Here is a 17,264-nt window from a genome sequence, read left to right on the forward strand (position 1 = left end):
AGCGACGATGGCGGCTTTACCGGATAAAGACAAACTGCTGCGCAATTTCACGCGCTGCGCCAACTGGGAAGAGAAGTACCTCTATATCATCGAGCTGGGGCAGCGCCTGGCACCGTTAAGCACCGAGTTGCACAGCCCTGAACACCTTATTCAGGGCTGCCAGAGCCAGGTGTGGATAGTCATGGGGCGCGATGAACAGGGCCGGATAACGCTGCAGGGCGATAGCGATGCCGCGATTGTTAAGGGCTTGATTGCCGTGGTGTTTATCCTCTACGATGGCATGACCGCCGCCGACGTTCAGACTTTCGATGTTCGCCCCTGGTTTGAACAGCTGGCGCTGGCGCAGCATCTGACACCGTCGCGTTCCCAGGGGCTGGAGGCGATGATTCGGGCAATTCGTACGCAAGCAGCAAGTTTTAGCTAATATCAAATAGACAGCTTTCATTCTGTTACGAAAGGCGGGTTTAAGCCCGCCACGCTGGTGGTTCAGCTTTCTGGCACGTTGTCAGTGAATATGAATAAGGAATCCAGATATGAAGCGCGCGTCCCTCTTAACACTCAGCATTTTAGGAGCCCTCAGCGCCATTTCCAGCGCCTGGGCCGTTGACTACCCATTACCCCCCGCCAATAGTCGTTTAATCGGCCAGAATCAAACCTACACCGTTCAGGACGGTGATAAGAACCTACAGGCCATCGCCCGGCGCTTTGATACGGCGGCGATGCTGATCCTCGAGGCCAACAATACCATCGCGCCGGTGCCAAGACCCGGTACCGTTGTGACTATCCCGTCGCAGATGCTATTGCCGGATGTGCCGCGTGAAGGGATTGTGGTGAACCTGGCTGAACTGCGCCTTTACTACTTCCCGCCGGGAGAGCAGCAGGTGCAGGTCTATCCTATTGGCATCGGTCTGCAAGGGCTGGAGACGCCGGAAATGACGACACGCGTGGGGCAGAAGATCCCGAACCCGACCTGGACGCCAACGGCGGGCATCCGCGCGCGTTCCCTGGAACGTGGCGTCACGTTGCCCGCGGTGGTTCCTGCGGGTCCCGGTAACCCGCTGGGCCTCTTTGCGCTGCGCCTGGCGTACGGTAACGGCGAATATCTCATTCACGGCACTAACGCCCCGGACAGCGTCGGTCTGCGCGTCAGCTCGGGTTGTATTCGCATGAATGCGCCAGATATCAAAGCGCTGTTTGCTCAGGTACGCAGTGGAACGCCGGTCAGGGTGATCAACGAACCGGTGAAGTACGCCGTCGAGCCGGATGGTTCTCGCTATCTGGAAGTGCATCGCCCGCTGTCGCAGAACGAAGCACAAGACACGCAAACCATGAAGATGACGTTATCCCCTGGCTTTAAGCAGTTCGTCCAGCAGGCGAGCGTAAGCGAAGACCAGGTGAAGAAAACGCTGTCGCGTCGTGCCGGTTATCCGGTGATTATCTCTACGGGGAAAGGAACGGCTTCTGCGGCTGAACCGGTGCTGTCGGTACAGAACAGTGCGCGGGGAGAAACGGTGGGGGCAGAAACGTCATCCGGAAAGGTGACGCAGTAGAGCAGGGGAAAATCGCAGGCAAAAAAAATGGCGCACAATGTGCGCCATTTTTATTACCAGAACTCTTACTTACGGTAAGAGTGAGCCTGGTTGTCCAGACGCTGGTTAGCACGAGCTGCGTCGTCTTTAGCAGCCTGAACGTCGGAACGCATTGCGTTCACGTCGTTGCTCAGCTGGTCAACTTTAGCGTTCAGAGTCTGAACGTCAGAAGACAGCTGATCGATTTTAGCATTGCTGGAGCAACCTGCCAGCAGAGTAGAACCCAGGATTACCGCGCCCAGTACCAGTTTAGTACGATTCATTATAAATACCCTCTAGATTGAGTTAATCTCCATGTAGCGTTACAAGTATTACACAAACTTTTTTATATTGAGAATATTTTTTTATGCGTTTTCCCTTATTTTTGATCGTTCGCTCAAAGAACCATCGACTTTAGGATTTTGTGGCGAAAAAGTGTGTGAAAACAGGGAACTTCCATCGGATTCATCTTAGAAAAACCGAGTTTAAATAGTGACAGCCTATTTGATTTTTTATTGAGCTCAGTTATCTGAGTGTATAAAAAAAGCGCCCAGAGGGCGCTTTTTTAAGCAAACTATAATAAGTATGTGGATTATTACAGTACGTGCACGGATGCAGTGTTGGTGGTTCCGCTTGGAACCAGCGCACCAGAAACCATGACAACAACGTCACCTTTCTGAGCCAGACCGCTTTCCAGAGCCACTTCTTTACCCATACGGTAGAAATCATCGGTAGAGCTGATTTCTTTGACAACCTGAGCGATAACGCCTTTGCTCAGTACCAGCTGACGAGCAGTGGTTTCGTTGGTGGTCAGTGCCAGAATGGTGGCATCCGGGAAGTATTTACGGATAGCACGTGCAGATTTACCACCCTGGGTAGCAACCACGATCAGCGGTGCGTCCAGTTTTTCAGCAGTTTCAACGGCGCCACGGCATACGGCTTCAGTGATGCGCAGTTTGCGGCTGTCGTTGTTGAAGTCCAGACGGCTGGTCATCACGCGGTCAGTACGTTCGCAGATGGTAGCCATGATGGTTACCGCTTCCAGCGGGTACTTACCTTTAGCGGATTCGCCGGACAGCATCACTGCATCAGTACCGTCGAGGATGGCGTTCGCTACGTCGCCTGCTTCTGCGCGGGTAGGACGTGGGTTTTTGATCATGGAATCCAGCATCTGGGTCGCGGTGATAACGACTTTACGTGCACGGATACATTTTTCGATGATCATCTTCTGCGCGAAGATAACTTCTTCAACTGGGATCTCAACGCCCATATCGCCACGAGCAACCATGATACCGTCAGACGCTTCGAGGATTTCGTCGAAGTTGTTCAGGCCTTCCTGGTTTTCGATTTTGGAGATGATCTGGATGTTTTCGCCGCCGTGCGCCTTCAGGTGCTCACGGATTTCAACAACGTCAGAACGTTTACGGATAAAGGACGCTGCAACGAAGTCAACGCCTTGCTCGCAGCCGAAGATCAGATCCTGTTTGTCTTTCTCAGCCAGTGCTGGCAGAGCGATAGAAACGCCTGGCAGGTTAACGCCTTTGTTTTCGCCCAGGTCACCGTTGTTCAGCACTTTACAGATAACCTTGTTACCTTCGATAGCGGTTACTTCCATACCGATCAGACCATCGTCTACCAGTACGGTGTTGCCCACGGTCAGGTCAGTGGTGAAGCCTTCGTAAGTCACAGCAACGATTTCGCTGTTACCCACAACGGATTTGTCGGTGGTGAAAGTGAAGGTCTGGCCCGCTTTCAGGGAAACGTCGTTACCGCCTTCCAGCTTGATGGTACGGATTTCTGGACCTTTGGTATCCAGCAGGATAGCTGCTTTCTTACCGGTTTTGCTCAGCACGTTGCGCAGGTTTTTGATGCGCTGACCGTGTTCAGCATAGTCGCCGTGGGAGAAGTTCAGACGCATGACGTTCATGCCAGCGTCAAGCATTTTGCCTAACATCTCTTCGGATTCAGTTTTCGGCCCGATGGTACAAACAATTTTGGTCTTTTTCATGACAGTCTTAGTCTTTAAGTTGAGATTGAGAAGGATTGGGATTTTGAATTCTCGCTCCATGCGCGCACGGCCACGGAGTCAAACCGGTATTACGAAAGTTGCTATGCCACGCCATAAGGATAGGTGACATAAAAAAAGCGTGCAGAGGAAAGTGTGCTAGAGGTTCAGCATAGTTAAATAGGCGATGTTTTAATCGTTTATTAATGCAGTCCAATGAGCTGAAACCATTCAAGAAAGAAACGCCGCAGATTATACGATGTTATGTTGCAAAAAGAAAATAAAAACACTGTTTCAAAATCAAAAGGCGCTAATTAACAAAACAAAAACGAATTATTTCTAAAAATGTAACAGCGAAGATGCGCAACAAACTGCGGAAAGCCGCGCGGTAGCCGTTGCTGATTTGCTTTATCTACTAATAGAATCAATAATAATTTGATTCTTAATGGAAATTAGCGAGCGTAAACGATGGGAAATCAGGCGAAAGACGACGTTTTATATCAGGAAATGTGCCGCGTGGTGGGCAAGGTAGTGCTGGAGATGCGTGATTTAGGCCAGGAGCCAAAGCATATTGTGATTGCTGGTGTGGTGCGCACGGCGCTGGCGAATAACAAAATCCAGCGCTCTGAGCTGACGCGTGAAGCGATGCAAAAAGTGGTGACTGCGCTTTCAGGGCAGTGATAACGTCTTGAAATAAATAATGATCAAGCGATGACGAAGCGTAGAATAGCTTTCACCGCCAGCTCGCTGTGGTGGGAAATCAGCGCATCGTCATCGATGTCCGGAAGCGGACCGTCCAGATAGAGGCTGTTAAAGCTATAAAAGTTGGAAACCTGATAGAAGCTGAAGCTGCTGATAAGACGATGCACGTCGCGGGCTTCAAGCGCAGGCTGAAAAATCCCCTGCGCCTGCCCGCGATGAAGAATGTGTTCCAGCAGCGAAAGGGCGCTTTTATTGAGTCGTTTCAGGTCGCCTGACGCCAGCAACCATTTCCCACGCTGCATGTTCTCCATACAGATAATCCGCATAAAATCCGCATGTTCGGCGTGGTAGCGCACGCTCCACTTCACCAGTTGCACCAGTGCTTCTACCGGCGGCTGATTCTCCAGACCGAGTTGCTGCTCCGTTTCACGGATCCGCGAATAGACATACTGAAGAACCGACTGGTACAGCTGCTCTTTCGTTTTGAAATAGTAAACCACCATACGTTTGGTGGTCTGCGCTTCCCCGGCAATCTGTTCCATTCTGGCTCCCGCCAGCCCATGTTCGGCAAACACGGCAATGGCCGCGTTGAAAATACGGTTCTTCAGCGACTGGGCTTCGTCTTGAGTAATGGCGGACATAACAACTCCTGTTAACTTTTCCAAGGGAACAAAAAATACACACAATGATCACAATTTAGCAACCAAATATGGCGCTGGTGAACCAAATGATTCATATTCATCCCACCGTTACCGCATGAGCCTGGTGAAACTATGTTGCGTTCTATTGCTACCGTGTCTATTTCTGGAACCCTGCCTGAAAAGCTGAGCGCAATTGCGGCGGCAGGCTATCAGGGCGTTGAGATCTTCGAAAATGATTTGCTCTATTATACCGGCACGCCTGCGGATGTCCGTAGCATGGCCGACGATCTGGGGCTTAAAATCACCTTATTTCAGCCGTTTCGCGATTTTGAAGGCGGCACCCGTGCGCAGTTTGCCGCCAACCTTGAGCGGGCAAAGCGTAAATTTGCGCTGATGCACGAACTGGGCTGCGACACGCTGTTGCTTTGCAGTAACGTTCAGGCGGACTGTTCTGCCGATATTGACCTCCAGATTGCCGATCTCCGCGCATTGGCGACGCTTGCCGAGCAGGAAAATATCCGCATTGGCTATGAAGCGCTGGCCTGGGGAACGCACGTCAATCGCTGGTACCAGGCGTGGGAAAGGGTGAAGGCGGTAGATAGCCCGGCGCTGGGTATTGTGCTCGACAGCTTCCACATTCTGTCGCTCGGTGACGATCTCAGCCGTTTGCACGACGTCCCAGTCGATAAAATTACCTTCCTGCAACTGGCCGATGCACCGTTGATGAAAATGGACGTGCTCGAATGGAGCCGCCATTTCCGCTGCTTCCCCGGCCAGGGGGAACTGCCGCTGGTGGAGTTTACGCGTGAACTCACGCGGGTAGGCTATCGTGGGCCGTGGTCGCTGGAGATCTTTAACGACGGCTTCCGCGCTTCACCGAATGGCGCAACGGCCAAAGATGGCTATCGCTCTCTGCTGTGGCTGGAAGAGCAGACGCACCGTGCGCTGGGCCGCACTGATGCCGACCTGTTCCAGACCGCTAATTTACCCACCTATCAAGGCACCGAGTTTATTGAGTTTGCCGCCAGCCCTGCAGAGGCCAAAAAGCTGAGTGCCATGCTCAGTGGCATGGGCTTCACGCTTGCCGGCACGCACCGTTCAAAACAGGTAGCGCTGTGGAGCAACGGCGGGGCGCGGGTGATTATTAACTATCAGCCGCACAGCTGGGCCGATCACTTTTACCAGCGTCACGGCGTATCGCTGTGCGCAATGGCGCTGCGGGTTAGCGCAAGCGCACCGATTGTGGCGCGGGCAAAAGCCTATGGTTATGCCACCTGGCAGGGTGAGGTGGGGCCAAATGAGAGTGCGATCCCAGCGGTTTGCGCACCCGACGGCAGCCTCATCTATCTGGTGGAGGGCAATCAAGATATCTATAGCCAGGATTTTAACCTCACCGCGACGGCAAACGGCGGGGCGCTGCTGGGTATTGATCATCTGGCACTAGGGATGGAGGCCGACAGCCGTGATAACTGGGTAATGTTCTGTCGGGCGGTACTCGGCTTTACGCTGGAGCATGAACAGACGATGCCCGACCCGTACGGCCTGGTGCGCAGCCTGGCGGTACAAAGCCCGCAGGGCAACATTCGCCTGGCGCTGAATATCTCGCAAAGCCGGGCTACTCAGATTGCGCGTTCCGTTGCCTGCTATCAGGGGGCCGGGCTTCAGCATGCGGCGTTTGCCTGCCAGGATCTGCCGGGATTACTGGATAAGCAACCGCTGGCGGACTCGCTCTCCTTGCCGGTACCGGCAAACTACTATGACGATCTGCTGGCCCGTTTTGGCGGCCCGGAGCAGGTTGCCCTTATGCAGCGTCAACAAATTCTCTACGACCGTGATGCTGCTGGCGGTGAGTTCTTACATCGCTACACATGGCCCTTCAGCGAAGGACGCTTCTTCTTTGAATTAACCGAAAGACGCCACGGCTATACGCAGTATGGCGCGGTCAATGCCGCCGTTCGACTTTCGGCTATGCAGTACCGTTAGCGCACTGGAATGAACCACCCGGTACGCCAACGTCACAGGACAGACCATAACTATAAACACGCATCTGCACTCGACAACGACAGGTAACGACTATGAATTCACTCGGCCATAATCGCGTGGCTACCGCTGAGGCGGTTAACGCGGTCCCACGTACCCGGCGACGCATCGGCATTCTGGCGCTGCTGGCCGTCGGAACAATGATTAACTATCTCGACCGTACCGTGCTCGGCATTGCCGCACCGCAACTGACCCAGGAACTGGGTATCGGCGCGGCGGTGATGGGGATCGTCTTCTCCGCCTTCGCCTGGACCTACGCGCTGGCGCAGATCCCCGGCGGCATGTTCCTCGACCGCTTTGGCAACAAAGTGACCTATTTTCTAGCGCTGGGATTCTGGTCGCTGTTCACGCTGTTCCACGGGTTTGCCGTGGGGCTGAAATCGTTGCTGCTGTGTCGTTTTGGCCTTGGCATCAGCGAAGCGCCGTGCTTCCCGGTGAACAGCCGAGTGGTTAGTGCCTGGTTTCCTCAGCACGAGCGCGCCAAGGCAACGGCGGTCTACACCGTCGGGGAATATCTTGGCCTGGCCTGCTTTGCGCCGCTGCTGTTCTGGATTATGGACGGCTTCGGCTGGCGTACGCTGTTTATCACCGTCGGTGTGGTCGGCATCCTGTTCGCGCTGGTCTGGTGGCGCCATTATCGTGAGCCGCATGAAGATGTGCGCCTTAGCGAGCAGGAACGTGACTACATCAGCGCAGGCGGCGGCATGACGACTGGGGCCGAGCAGCGCAAAGCTTTTAGCTGGCCGTTGGTGCGCCAGTTGTTGCGCAAACGCCAGATTGTTGGTGCCAGTATCGGTCAGTTCGCGGGTAACACCGTGCTGGTCTTCTTCCTCACCTGGTTCCCTACCTACCTGGCGACTGAACGCCATATGCCGTGGATCAAAGTAGGCTTCTTCGCCATTATGCCGTTCCTGGCGGCAGCGGGTGGTGTGATGTTCGGCGGCTGGGTGTCTGACAAACTGCTGAAAGCGACCGGTAACGCTAACCTGGGGCGTAAATTACCCATCATTGCCGGGCTATTGATGGCAAGCTGCATCATCAGCGCCAACTGGCTTACCAGTGACACGGCGGTCATTATGGTGATGTCCTTTGCCTTCTTTGGGCAGGGAATGGTCGGCCTCGGCTGGACCTTAATTTCCGATATGGCGCCAAAAGGGCTAGGTGGCTTGACCGGCGGGCTGTTCAACTTCTGCGCCAACCTGGCGGGGATCCTCACGCCGCTGGTGATTGGCTTTATCGTTGCGGCGTTCGGCAACTTCTTCTACGCGCTGTTCTATATCGGCGGTGCGGCGCTGCTCGGCGTGGTGGCTTATCTGTTTATCCTTGGCGACGTGAAACGCATTGAGCTGGATCTGCCGGAGCAGGAGGGCACTCATGCAAATTAGTGGGCATACGCGGTTAATTGCTCATTTGGGGTACCCGACCGAAAGTTTCAAAGCACCGATGATCTACAACCCCTGGTTTGAAAACCAGGGGGTCGATGTCAAAGTGGTACCGATGGGCGTGAAGCCGGAAGATTATGCGGCGCTGATTCCGACACTCTTCACTCTGACCAATATTGCCGGCGCGCTGGTGACTATGCCGCATAAAGTCGCCACCTGCGAACTGGTGACCAGGATGAGCCCAACCGCGCAAATCGCCGGGGCCTGTAATGCGATCCGCCGGGAGGCAGACGGCACGCTCACCGGCGATATGTTTGACGGCGATGGTTTTGTCCGTGGCATCCAGCGCAAAGGCTTTCGCACTGTTGGTGCTCGTGCGCTGGTCACCGGCTGCGGCGGCGTGGGGTCGGCGATTGCCGCCTCGCTTGCTGCCGCAGGCGTCAGCGCGTTAACGCTGTTCGACGCCCGGGAAAACACGGCGAATGCGCTTGCGGCTCGGCTGCAGGCGCACTATCCGCAACTGCGACTGACGGTGATGTCTTGCGACCCGGCAGGGCACGACCTGGTGGTGAACGCGACGCCGCTCGGTATGTCGCCCGGCGATCCGTTACCGGTTGAGATATCGCGGGTAGCTCCCGGTACGTTTATCGGTGAAGTGGTGATGAAGCAGGAATACACGCCATTTTTACAAGCGGCGATGGAACGTGGTTGCCCGGTGCAGCGCGGTACCGACATGCTGTTTGAGATGATCCCGGCCTATCTGGATTTCTTCCATTTACCGGTGGCTACACCGGAACAGCTGCAGGCGCTGGCGGACATTCGTTACTAAAGCGCTGGTCAGTGTCGTAATAGCCTGGGTAACATAACGCTTATGTCCAGGCTTTTACGTGCTTACTATGAACACCACACTCACTTTGCTGGCGGCGGGCAGCCTCCGCCGCGCTTTTATTCCGCTTCAGTCTCTCTTTACCGCTCAAACCGGGATACCCGTTGAACTTGTTTTCGGACCTGCCGGGCTACTGCGTGAGCGCATCGAGGGCGGGGCGACGTGCTCGCTCTTTGCTTCCGCTAACCGACAGCACCCGCAAACGCTCTGCGATAGCGGGCGGGCGCACGGCCTGCAGCTATTTGCGCGCAATTCGCTAATTCTGACGGTCAGAAATACCCCGAAAACGGCAGATAAAAGCTGGCTCGAACTGTTGAGCGACCCGTCGCTGCGTCTTGGTACATCAACGCCGCTGTGCGATCCGTCGGGAGATTACACCTGGCAGCTGTTTGAACGGCTTGAAGCGGGCTTTCCTGGACTCGGCGAATCGCTGAAACGGCGGGCAATGCCGCTAGTCGGTGGGCGCGATTCATTGACGGTGCCCGCGGGTGAAATGGCGAGCAGTTGGCTGATTCGCGAAGGGTTAGCCGATCTGTTTATCGGCTACGCGCACTACGCAACGGCGCTGCAAGGCGAGCAGGATGTGCGCAGCGTGGTTATCCCGGCGGAGTGGAATATTCGCTGCGATTACTACATGGCTATGTTGGACGATAGCGCCGTCGCGCGGCAGTTCTACCGGTTTATCCTCGCGGACGAAGGGCAGCGCTGCCTGCGCGATGCGGGCTTTATGTTGGCTAGCGACGCAGAGTAAACAGTGGCGTGACCACGGCGGCAGGATAATCCTCAAGCTGTAGCTTGCGAACTTTGACGCCGTACGCCTGCTGTAGGTTCTGTTCCTGCACAATTTCGTCGGTTGGCCCCGCCAGCCACTGACGGTCAGGCAACAGCAGCAGCGTATGGCTGGCGACCTGCAGCGCATGCGTGGGGTCGTGGGTGGTGAACATCACCGTACGCGACTGTGCGTGGGCCAGATCGCTAATCAGCTGTAACACCGTTTGCTGATTCCCCAGATCCAGCGCCGAGCTGGGTTCATCCAACAGAATGTTCTGGCTGGCGCTGACCAGCGCACGGGCAATCATCACCAACTGCTGTTGGCCGCCAGACAGGTTGCTGAACAGCGCGTCGGCAAGCGCAGTGATATTCAGCAGCGCCAGCGCGGCCATCACCTGCTGTTCATCTTCGTCCTGTGGCTGCGAGAAGAGGGCGATATGCCGCGCGCGGCCCATCAACACCACTTCCCGTACACGCCAGGCAAAGGCCGGGTGGAACGACTGTGGAACGATGCCCACGCCGCCGGTCACGGTAATATCACCTGCGATGGCCGGCAACACACCGGTGATGGTGTCCAGCAGCGTACTTTTTCCGCGCCCGTTTGCCCCGAGAATGGCCCAGACTTCACCCGGTTGACAGTGCAGGCTGAGTGGCGCAAACAGCGGCATTTTATGGCCATACTCGAGCCGGGAAAGGGAAAGCGTTGGGGTCATTTGAGCATTCCTTTTCGGCTTGCGCGTACCAGCATAACGGTGAACAGCGGGGCACCTACCAGCGCAGTGATGATCCCAATCGGGATTTCGGCGGCGGTCAGCGTGCGGGCGAGGTCATCCACCAGAATCATAAAGCTCGCCCCCATCCAGAATGCGCAGGGCAGCAGGCGGCGATGATCGGCGCCGGAGAGCATCCGCGCCAGGTGCGGGATCACCAGCCCCACCCAGGCGATGCTGCCGCTTACCGCCACTTGTGCCGCTACCAGCAGCGCGCAGCACAGCAGCACACCCCGGCGCAGCGCGGTAACGCGCACGCCAAGGGCACGGGCGTCTTTATCATCCAGCGACAGTAAATTGATACGCCAGCGCAGCTTGTAGAGCACCAGCGCCGCTACGGCGACGGGGATCGACAGCAGCAGCACTTTAGTCCAGTTGGCGGTGGCAAAACTGCCCAGCAACCAGAACACAATATTAGGCAGCACCTCTTCGGTATCGGCCATGTACTGCATCAGGCTCACCAGCGCGGCAAAGAAACCGCTGAGAATAATCCCGGCGAGAATCAGCACCAGCGTGCTCTCTCTTCCCTGAAGCGCGGCGAGCAGGTAGACCAGCGTCAGCGCCAGCAGGCCAAAGAAGAAGGTAGAGCCCATCATCATTGGCATGCTGAAGCCCAGCAGAATCGCCAGCGTGCCGCCGAAGGCGGAGCCGGATGTCACGCCGATAATATGCGGGTCGACCAGCGGGTTCTGGAACACGCCCTGTAACGTCGCGCCGCACAAACCCAGCGCGCCGCCTGCCAACAGGGCCATCAGAATACGAGGAAGGCGTACGGACCAGACAATTTGATGGGCAATATCGGCATCGCTGTGCGGATGCATGAGTTGGTTCAGTACATCGCCAATCGACAGACCATACTGCCCAAAACAAAGTGAGACCACAGCAACCACCAGGGTGAGCAACATCAGCCCACCCTGTACCGTTTTGGGATGACTACTGATGTGCATTAGCCTGCCAGTCGGTACGGTAGAAACGATGGTAGTAATCCTGCGCCTGCGCCTGCGCATCGACATCGACGTTTTTGTAGCGTTCCGGATAAAGCTTTTTCGCCATCCACAGTTCGCCGATTGCCAGCGCTTCAGGCATTGGGTAGCCCCACGCTTTAGCGTATTCCGGCATTAACCAGACGCGATGATTTTTGACCGCATCAATGCCTTGCCACTGCGGATCGGCGGTGATTTGTTTCACCACCTCAGGGTAACGATCCTGGACGAAAATCACCTGCGGGTTCCACTGCAATACCTGCTCAAGCGAGACTTGACGCGCGCCTTTGACCGTTGCTGCCGCCACGTTCATCGCGCCCGCATGTTGCATCATCAGGCCGGTATATTTACCGGAACCGTAGGTGTTGAGATCCGGGTTCGCCATATAGACACGCACTTTCTCCGCTTGCGGAATATTGGCGACCGGGGCGTTGAATTTCGCACGAGCGCTGAAGATGTAGTCGATAAGCTGGTTAGCTTCTGTTTTGCGGTTGACCACTTCGCCAATCAGACGAATACCCTGCTTGAGCCCTTCGTTGTAGGCGTGCTCTTCATCCGCCATCGTCGGGTTCATCTTATTCTTCTCACCAACAGCATCTTCGCGCAGAGAAATGGCCACAACCGGGATACCCGCGTTAGTGATCTGCTGAATCATCGCTTCTGGCGCATAGTTGGCGATAAACACCACCTGCGGGTGCAGCGCCAGCAGGCTTTCGATATTGACCTGGGTCAGGTCACCCGGCATCGGCAGTTTCTCAATGCCGGGCATAAAGCGGGCAAACTCAGGACCGAGCTGTTTTTTCCAGCTGCTCAGCACGCCGACGATATCGTCAGAGGCGTTGAGTTGGACTAACAGGTTAAGCGTCTGGTGCTGGAGAACCACCACGCGGTTAACGGTATCGGGAAGGGTCACCTGACGACCAAGCTGATCGGTTACGGTGCGATCGGCCAGCGCAGGGGTGGCAGCCACCAGGCTAGCGCAGGCCAGCGTCAGGCCAAGGAGTAAACGTTGTAATGTCGACATGGGTCACTCAGTAAGGAGGGGAATTAAACGATGTGTATTTGATTATATAACGTTGGAAAATGCAAACCATCCGAGAATATTACCCCTAAATATCTGCGGCCAATGCCGCGCATAACAAACCCTTAACGAAAAAGGCCACCAGGTTTTACCCCAGTGACCCGGTTCGGGCGCATGCCGTCATTGCGACGAGGCATCACGCTCCTGTCAGGTTAGAGGTTGAAGAAGTGACAAACCAGCGTGACCACGATAGGCCCAATCACTGATGTCACAACCGCAATCACTAACGCTTCCCTGAACGTCATATAACCGCCTGTGTTGCAATGGCAACCGTACGCGGCTATCCTTGAGTCGTTGAGGTTCAAGTTTAGCCCTCGTTACGTTGCCAGGTTATACCAAACAACGTGCGGGGGTTTTCTCTTTCCAGCAACAGGTGCCGCCGGGGATAAAGTCCCCGCAACATTGCGCCTCCCCCGAATGCTCGGGAGTGCTGAGATCCTATAGCAGGCATTCAGGCGCTAGCAATCAAAATGGCTGTGTTTTTATCCAGCTATACGCTTTTCGGAATTTAGCCCGTTCAAGGCGAGATATCCCTGTAATCATTGGTCATAAATCCTCCATTCTTCATCCTTTCTTTTCTGCTTAACTGTAGATTCCGTACTTACTGGGTCGCACTTATGCACCGCCGCCATTTTCTATTGGGTATCACCGCTACGCTATTTTCAGCCCGATACGGTTTCTCATCGGCCTTTTCTGCGTCATGGCAGCAACAGACGATACCGCTCTGGCCCGCTACGCCGCCCGGTGGTGGCGGGCCGATAGGGCCGATGCGGGTAAGCCAAAAAGGGGCGCAAAGCCAGGTAGTCACGCCATCGCTTACGGTACTGACACCAACCGCACCTAACGGCCACGGCGTATTGATTGCCGCCGGGGGAGGCTATCAGCGAATTGAGATGGCGATGGAAGGTTGGCCCGCGGCCCGCTGGCTGGTTGCCCGAGGCTATACCGCGTACCTGTTGAGCTATCGGTTACCGGGTGAGGGCTGGAACGATGGCAATCTGGTGGCGCTGCAGGACGCTCAGCGGGCGCTGCGGATCGTAGCACAACGGGAAAAGCAGGTGAGCGCGTTGGGTTTCTCCGCCGGAGGGCATCTGCTGGGAATGGCCGCAACACGGCCGGATTATCATAGCTACCCGGCGCAGGATGCGCTGGATGAACGACCAGCAAGCGTAAGCCGTGCGGCGTTGATTTATCCTGTTATTACGCTTGAGAAGCCCTATACCCATACCGCAACGCATAAAATACTGGTGGGAAAATCGGCGACGGAAAGCGAAGAGGCCGCGTGGTCGGTGCAACAATACGTTACGCCGCGCACGCCGCCGATGTTTCTAGTACAGGCTGAGGACGATCCGGTGTCCGATCCTCATAACACGCTTATTATGCAGGCAGCCTGTCTCCGCGAGCGGATTCCGGTAACGATGTACCGTTATCCGACCGGCGGACATGGCTTCGCGTTAGGCAGGCCAGGGACGAAAACCGTCCAATGGCCTGCCCATTATGAAAAATGGCTACAGGAGTAGGGCTTACTCGATGGGCGTGAGATAGTCCAGCCGCAGCGGCTCGGCTAACAGGCTGTCCATCTGCCCGATAAAAGTCTGGAAATGCGGGAGGGACACGTGGGTCTCCAGCGCAGCCTGGTCATCCCAGGACTCGCGGACATAAAAGGTGTCCGGCTCATCGCGCAACTGAAACAGCGCGTAGTCATGGTTTCCCGGCTCCTGACGCGTCGGAGCCAGTAGCGCTTTTAGCGCCTCGCTTAACGCTTCCCGTTTTCCCGCTTTCGCCTTCAGTACGGCAATAATTGAAATCATTTTAAAATCCCTCCAGCACAATTTTACCCACCGCCCGGCCGGTTTCGAGCTGGGCGTGCGCTTTGCGCAGGTTTTCCGCGGTGATGGCACCGTAATGCTCGCCAAGCGTCGTGGTGATAGTTTTCTGATCGATAAGTGTGGCTATTTCCGTCAGCAATTGATGCTGCGCAATGATGTCCTGGGTCTCAAACATGGAGCGGGTAAACATAAACTCCCAATGCAGCGAGATACTTTTCAGCTTTAATGGGCGTGCATCGAGGCTCTCTGGATCGTCAATGAGTGCCAGCTTCCCCTGCGGCGCCAGGGCAGCAATCAGCTCAAGGTAGTGCTCATCGGTATTGTTGAGGCTGGCAACATGCGTCACGGCTGGAATACCAATGCGGGCCAGTTCCTGAGTCAGCGGCTGGCGGTGGTCGATCACGTGATGCGCACCGGCATTGCGCACCCACTGTTGGCTTTCAGGGCGGGAAGCGGTGCCGATCACGGTCATTCTGGTGAGCTTGCTTGCCAGTTGCGTCAGGATGGAACCTACGCCGCCCGCCGCTCCGACGATAAGCAGGGTATCGCCTTCGTTACCCCCGCGGGTAACGCCAAGGCGGTCAAACAGCAACTCCCAGGCGGTAATCGCCGTTAACGGCAGCGCCGCGGCAGAGGCGTTATCCAGCGTGCGCGGTTTCAGCGCCACAATACGTTCATCGACCAATTGGAACTCGCTGTTGCTGCCTGGGCGTCCCAGGGCACCGGCGTACCAGACTTCATCGCCAGGAGCGAAGAGCGTCACCTGCGGGCCCACCGCTTTGACGACGCCAACGGCATCCCATCCCAGCACGCGCGGCGTATCTCCGCTAAACCCGGCGCGAACCTTGGTGTCCACCGGGTTCACGGAAATGGCTTTGACTTCGACCAGCAGATCGTGGCCTGTCGCCTCAGGAATCGGCAGTCCAATCTCGCTGAGAAAAGGAATGTTGCTGCCTTCGCTGGCAGCGCGGGTAATGGCGAATGCTTTCATGTAATTTCTCCGGGTATCAATGGGAATAGCCGAATAGTAGAAGCATGTCGCCGTGGGAAAAATAGCGTGCTGGCGATAAGTGTTATTCGCAAATCGCGAAAATCCCTATAAAAAATATGTCCAGCTCCGGAGAAGGACGTGGGCTGGGTCACTTTTTTGCGTTTATGGCATGAAAAGCACAGTGGCAACCTAAAAAGCGTTCCTATACTGACGGTCACATTCATCATGATGTTACAGGCAGGACGTTATGACCCGTTACACTACGTTTTCCCTTGGTTCTCAATTCGTTAATCGCCTCGGTTACGGGGCGATGCAGCTGGCAGGCCCAGGCGTATTTGGTCCGCCAAAAGATAGACATGCCGCGATTTCCGTACTGCGCGAAGCGCTGGCGCTTGGTGTGAATCACATCGATACCAGCGATTTTTACGGCCCACACGTGACCAATCAGATTATCCGCGAAGCGCTGCATCCTTATGTTGACGACCTGGTGATTGTGACGAAAATTGGCGCGCGTCGCGATGACAAAGGCGCCTGGCTGCCGGCGTTTTCCGCCGAGGAGTTAAAGCAGGCGGTGCACGACAATCTACGCAACCTCGGCCTCGATGTGCTGGATGTGGTCAATATGCGCGTGATGATCGGCGACGGTCATGCGCCACGCGAAGGGTCTATTGAAGCCAGCGTTAGCGTGCTGGCCGAACTGCAGCAGCAGGGGCTTATCAAACATATTGGGGTGAGCAACGTGACGCCGACGCAGGTGGCGGAAGCGCGCAAGCTCGCTAACATTGTCTGCGTGCAGAATGAGTACAATATTGCGCACCGCCGCGATGACGAACTGCTCGATACACTGGCGCGTGACGGTATCGCCTATGTACCGTACTTCCCGCTGGGCGGATTCTCACCGCTGCAATCCTCCGCGCTGAACGAGGTCGCAAGCTCGCTAAATGCAACTCCGATGCAGGTGGCGCTGGCCTGGTTGCTGCACCGTTCACCCAATATTCTGCTGATCCCCGGTACGTCATCGGTGACGCATCTGCAGGAAAACATGGCGGCGGGGCAGTTGACCTTACCTGAGCACGCGCTGGCGACGCTCGACGGCATCGCGGCTCGCGTATAACGGGAGGCTTAATGACGGACAAACGCTCTGCCCAGTGTCACTGCGGCGCGGTGGCTTTCACCGTAGCGCTGAGTGATGGCCTGAACACGGCTCGCCGCTGCAACTGCTCTTACTGCCGGATGCGCGGTGCAGTTGCGGTTTCCGCGCCGTTGTCCGGCATCAAGATACTACGCGGGCAGGATAAATTGACGGAGTACCGCTTTAATACCGGCGAGGCCGTCCATTTTTTCTGTTCGGTGTGCGGGATTTACACCTTCCATCAGCGGCGCTCGAACCCCGAGCAATACGGGATTAATGTCGCCTGTCTCGAGGGCGTGTCACCGTTTGATTTTGCCTGCGTGGAAGTGCATGACGGTGTTCACCATCCAAAAGATGGCGGCGGTGGTATCGCGGGGTATTTGCGCTACGACAGAAAGTAGTCGGGACGAGGCGGCACGCCGACTCCGGAGGCTAGGAGACGGTCCCGGCGGCGCTTTGCTTGGCCGGGCTACAAAAGAAAAA

19 protein-coding genes are annotated in these 17,264 nt (G+C 55.9%); 10 read left to right on the forward strand and 9 right to left on the reverse strand.

Annotated elements, in window-relative coordinates; all coding sequences use genetic code 11:
* Window positions 1-7: 7 nt before the first annotated feature.
* Both sufE and ldtE read left to right on the forward strand, forming a co-directional pair.
* Complete coding sequence (gene sufE / locus HII27_RS15060) at window positions 8-424, forward strand: cysteine desulfuration protein SufE (protein WP_185668660.1); 417 nt, start codon at window positions 8-10, stop codon at window positions 422-424.
* 109 nt (window positions 425-533) lie between these two features.
* Window positions 534-1,550: a L,D-transpeptidase LdtE gene (ldtE, locus tag HII27_RS15065; protein ID WP_185668661.1), complete on the forward strand. Its 1,017-nt coding sequence runs from the start codon at window positions 534-536 to the stop codon at window positions 1,548-1,550.
* Between the two features lie 65 nt (window positions 1,551-1,615).
* Here the strand turns inward: ldtE and HII27_RS15070 are convergent, their stop codons facing one another.
* From HII27_RS15070 to ynhH, 3 genes are all read right to left on the reverse strand, one after another.
* Entirely contained in the window at window positions 1,616-1,852 is a 237-nt protein-coding gene (locus HII27_RS15070; RefSeq protein ID WP_002908860.1) for a major outer membrane lipoprotein, read from the reverse strand.
* A 311-nt stretch (window positions 1,853-2,163) separates the two neighbouring features.
* A complete protein-coding gene (gene pykF / locus HII27_RS15075) occupies window positions 2,164-3,576 on the reverse strand; it encodes a pyruvate kinase PykF (protein ID WP_185668662.1) in 1,413 nt (470 codons plus the stop codon).
* 7 nt (window positions 3,577-3,583) lie between these two features.
* The gene (ynhH, locus tag HII27_RS27610) at window positions 3,584-3,808 is read right to left on the reverse strand and encodes a protein YnhH (protein ID WP_442910774.1); all 225 of its coding nucleotides are present in this window, start codon (window positions 3,806-3,808) and stop codon (window positions 3,584-3,586) included.
* Window positions 3,809-4,041: 233 nt separating this feature from the next.
* On the opposite strand from ynhH, the gene fumD reads away from it, so the two are divergent.
* Window positions 4,042-4,254, forward strand: a complete 213-nt coding sequence (fumD, locus tag HII27_RS15080) for a fumarate hydratase FumD (RefSeq protein WP_185668663.1) — start codon at window positions 4,042-4,044, stop codon at window positions 4,252-4,254.
* Window positions 4,255-4,277: 23 nt separating this feature from the next.
* Here fumD and HII27_RS15085 read toward each other — a convergent pair whose 3' ends face one another.
* Window positions 4,278-4,916, reverse strand: a complete 639-nt coding sequence (locus HII27_RS15085) for a TetR family transcriptional regulator (RefSeq protein WP_185668664.1) — start codon at window positions 4,914-4,916, stop codon at window positions 4,278-4,280.
* A gap of 132 nt (window positions 4,917-5,048) precedes the next feature.
* On the opposite strand from HII27_RS15085, the gene HII27_RS15090 reads away from it, so the two are divergent.
* From HII27_RS15090 to HII27_RS15105, 4 genes are all read left to right on the forward strand, one after another.
* Complete coding sequence (locus tag HII27_RS15090; RefSeq protein ID WP_185668665.1) at window positions 5,049-6,899, forward strand: bifunctional sugar phosphate isomerase/epimerase/4-hydroxyphenylpyruvate dioxygenase family protein; 1,851 nt, start codon at window positions 5,049-5,051, stop codon at window positions 6,897-6,899.
* A gap of 92 nt (window positions 6,900-6,991) precedes the next feature.
* Window positions 6,992-8,341 carry an MFS transporter gene (locus HII27_RS15095; protein ID WP_185668666.1) on the forward strand — a complete coding sequence of 450 codons (1,350 nt, stop codon included), beginning with the start codon at window positions 6,992-6,994 and terminating at the stop codon, window positions 8,339-8,341.
* The gene (locus tag HII27_RS15100; RefSeq protein WP_185668667.1) at window positions 8,331-9,167 is read left to right on the forward strand and encodes a shikimate dehydrogenase family protein; all 837 of its coding nucleotides are present in this window, start codon (window positions 8,331-8,333) and stop codon (window positions 9,165-9,167) included. Before HII27_RS15095 ends, HII27_RS15100 begins: the two co-directional genes overlap by 11 nt.
* Before the next feature lie 67 nt (window positions 9,168-9,234).
* A complete protein-coding gene (locus tag HII27_RS15105) occupies window positions 9,235-9,975 on the forward strand; it encodes a substrate-binding domain-containing protein (protein WP_185668668.1) in 741 nt (246 codons plus the stop codon).
* Here HII27_RS15105 and HII27_RS15110 read toward each other — a convergent pair.
* From HII27_RS15110 to HII27_RS15120, 3 genes are read right to left on the reverse strand one after another with little or no spacing between them, the layout of a single operon-like run.
* Entirely contained in the window at window positions 9,959-10,708 is a 750-nt protein-coding gene (locus tag HII27_RS15110) for an ABC transporter ATP-binding protein (RefSeq protein WP_185668669.1), read from the reverse strand. The two genes, HII27_RS15105 and HII27_RS15110, sit on opposite strands and share 17 nt — an antisense overlap.
* On the reverse strand, window positions 10,705-11,712 hold the full coding sequence (locus HII27_RS15115) for a FecCD family ABC transporter permease (protein WP_185668670.1): 1,008 nt from the start codon (window positions 11,710-11,712) through the stop codon (window positions 10,705-10,707). The genes HII27_RS15110 and HII27_RS15115 overlap by 4 nt, the downstream gene beginning before the upstream one ends.
* Window positions 11,699-12,772: an ABC transporter substrate-binding protein gene (locus HII27_RS15120; RefSeq protein ID WP_185668671.1), complete on the reverse strand. Its 1,074-nt coding sequence runs from the start codon at window positions 12,770-12,772 to the stop codon at window positions 11,699-11,701. Before HII27_RS15120 ends, HII27_RS15115 begins: the two co-directional genes overlap by 14 nt.
* A 674-nt stretch (window positions 12,773-13,446) precedes the next feature.
* On the opposite strand from HII27_RS15120, the gene HII27_RS15125 reads away from it, so the two are divergent.
* On the forward strand, window positions 13,447-14,349 hold the full coding sequence (locus tag HII27_RS15125) for an alpha/beta hydrolase (RefSeq protein WP_185668672.1): 903 nt from the start codon (window positions 13,447-13,449) through the stop codon (window positions 14,347-14,349).
* Window positions 14,350-14,352: 3 nt separating this feature from the next.
* Here HII27_RS15125 and HII27_RS15130 read toward each other — a convergent pair whose 3' ends face one another.
* Window positions 14,353-14,640, reverse strand: coding sequence for a putative quinol monooxygenase (locus HII27_RS15130; RefSeq protein WP_185668673.1), 288 nt, complete (start codon window positions 14,638-14,640; stop codon window positions 14,353-14,355).
* A gap of 1 nt (window position 14,641) precedes the next feature.
* A complete protein-coding gene (locus HII27_RS15135) occupies window positions 14,642-15,649 on the reverse strand; it encodes a zinc-binding alcohol dehydrogenase family protein (protein ID WP_185668674.1) in 1,008 nt (335 codons plus the stop codon).
* Window positions 15,650-15,896: 247 nt separating this feature from the next.
* Between HII27_RS15135 and HII27_RS15140 the strand changes: the two genes are divergently transcribed.
* Window positions 15,897-16,763 (forward strand): aldo/keto reductase family oxidoreductase, encoded by an 867-nt coding sequence (locus HII27_RS15140; RefSeq protein WP_185668675.1) that lies wholly within the window; start codon window positions 15,897-15,899, stop codon window positions 16,761-16,763.
* Between the two features lie 11 nt (window positions 16,764-16,774).
* A complete protein-coding gene (locus tag HII27_RS15145) occupies window positions 16,775-17,182 on the forward strand; it encodes a GFA family protein (protein WP_185668676.1) in 408 nt (135 codons plus the stop codon).
* Window positions 17,183-17,264: the final 82 nt, after the last annotated feature.

It is taken from the genome of Kluyvera sichuanensis, from assembly GCF_014218705.1.
GTDB classification, from domain to species: domain Bacteria; phylum Pseudomonadota; class Gammaproteobacteria; order Enterobacterales; family Enterobacteriaceae; genus Kluyvera; species Kluyvera sichuanensis.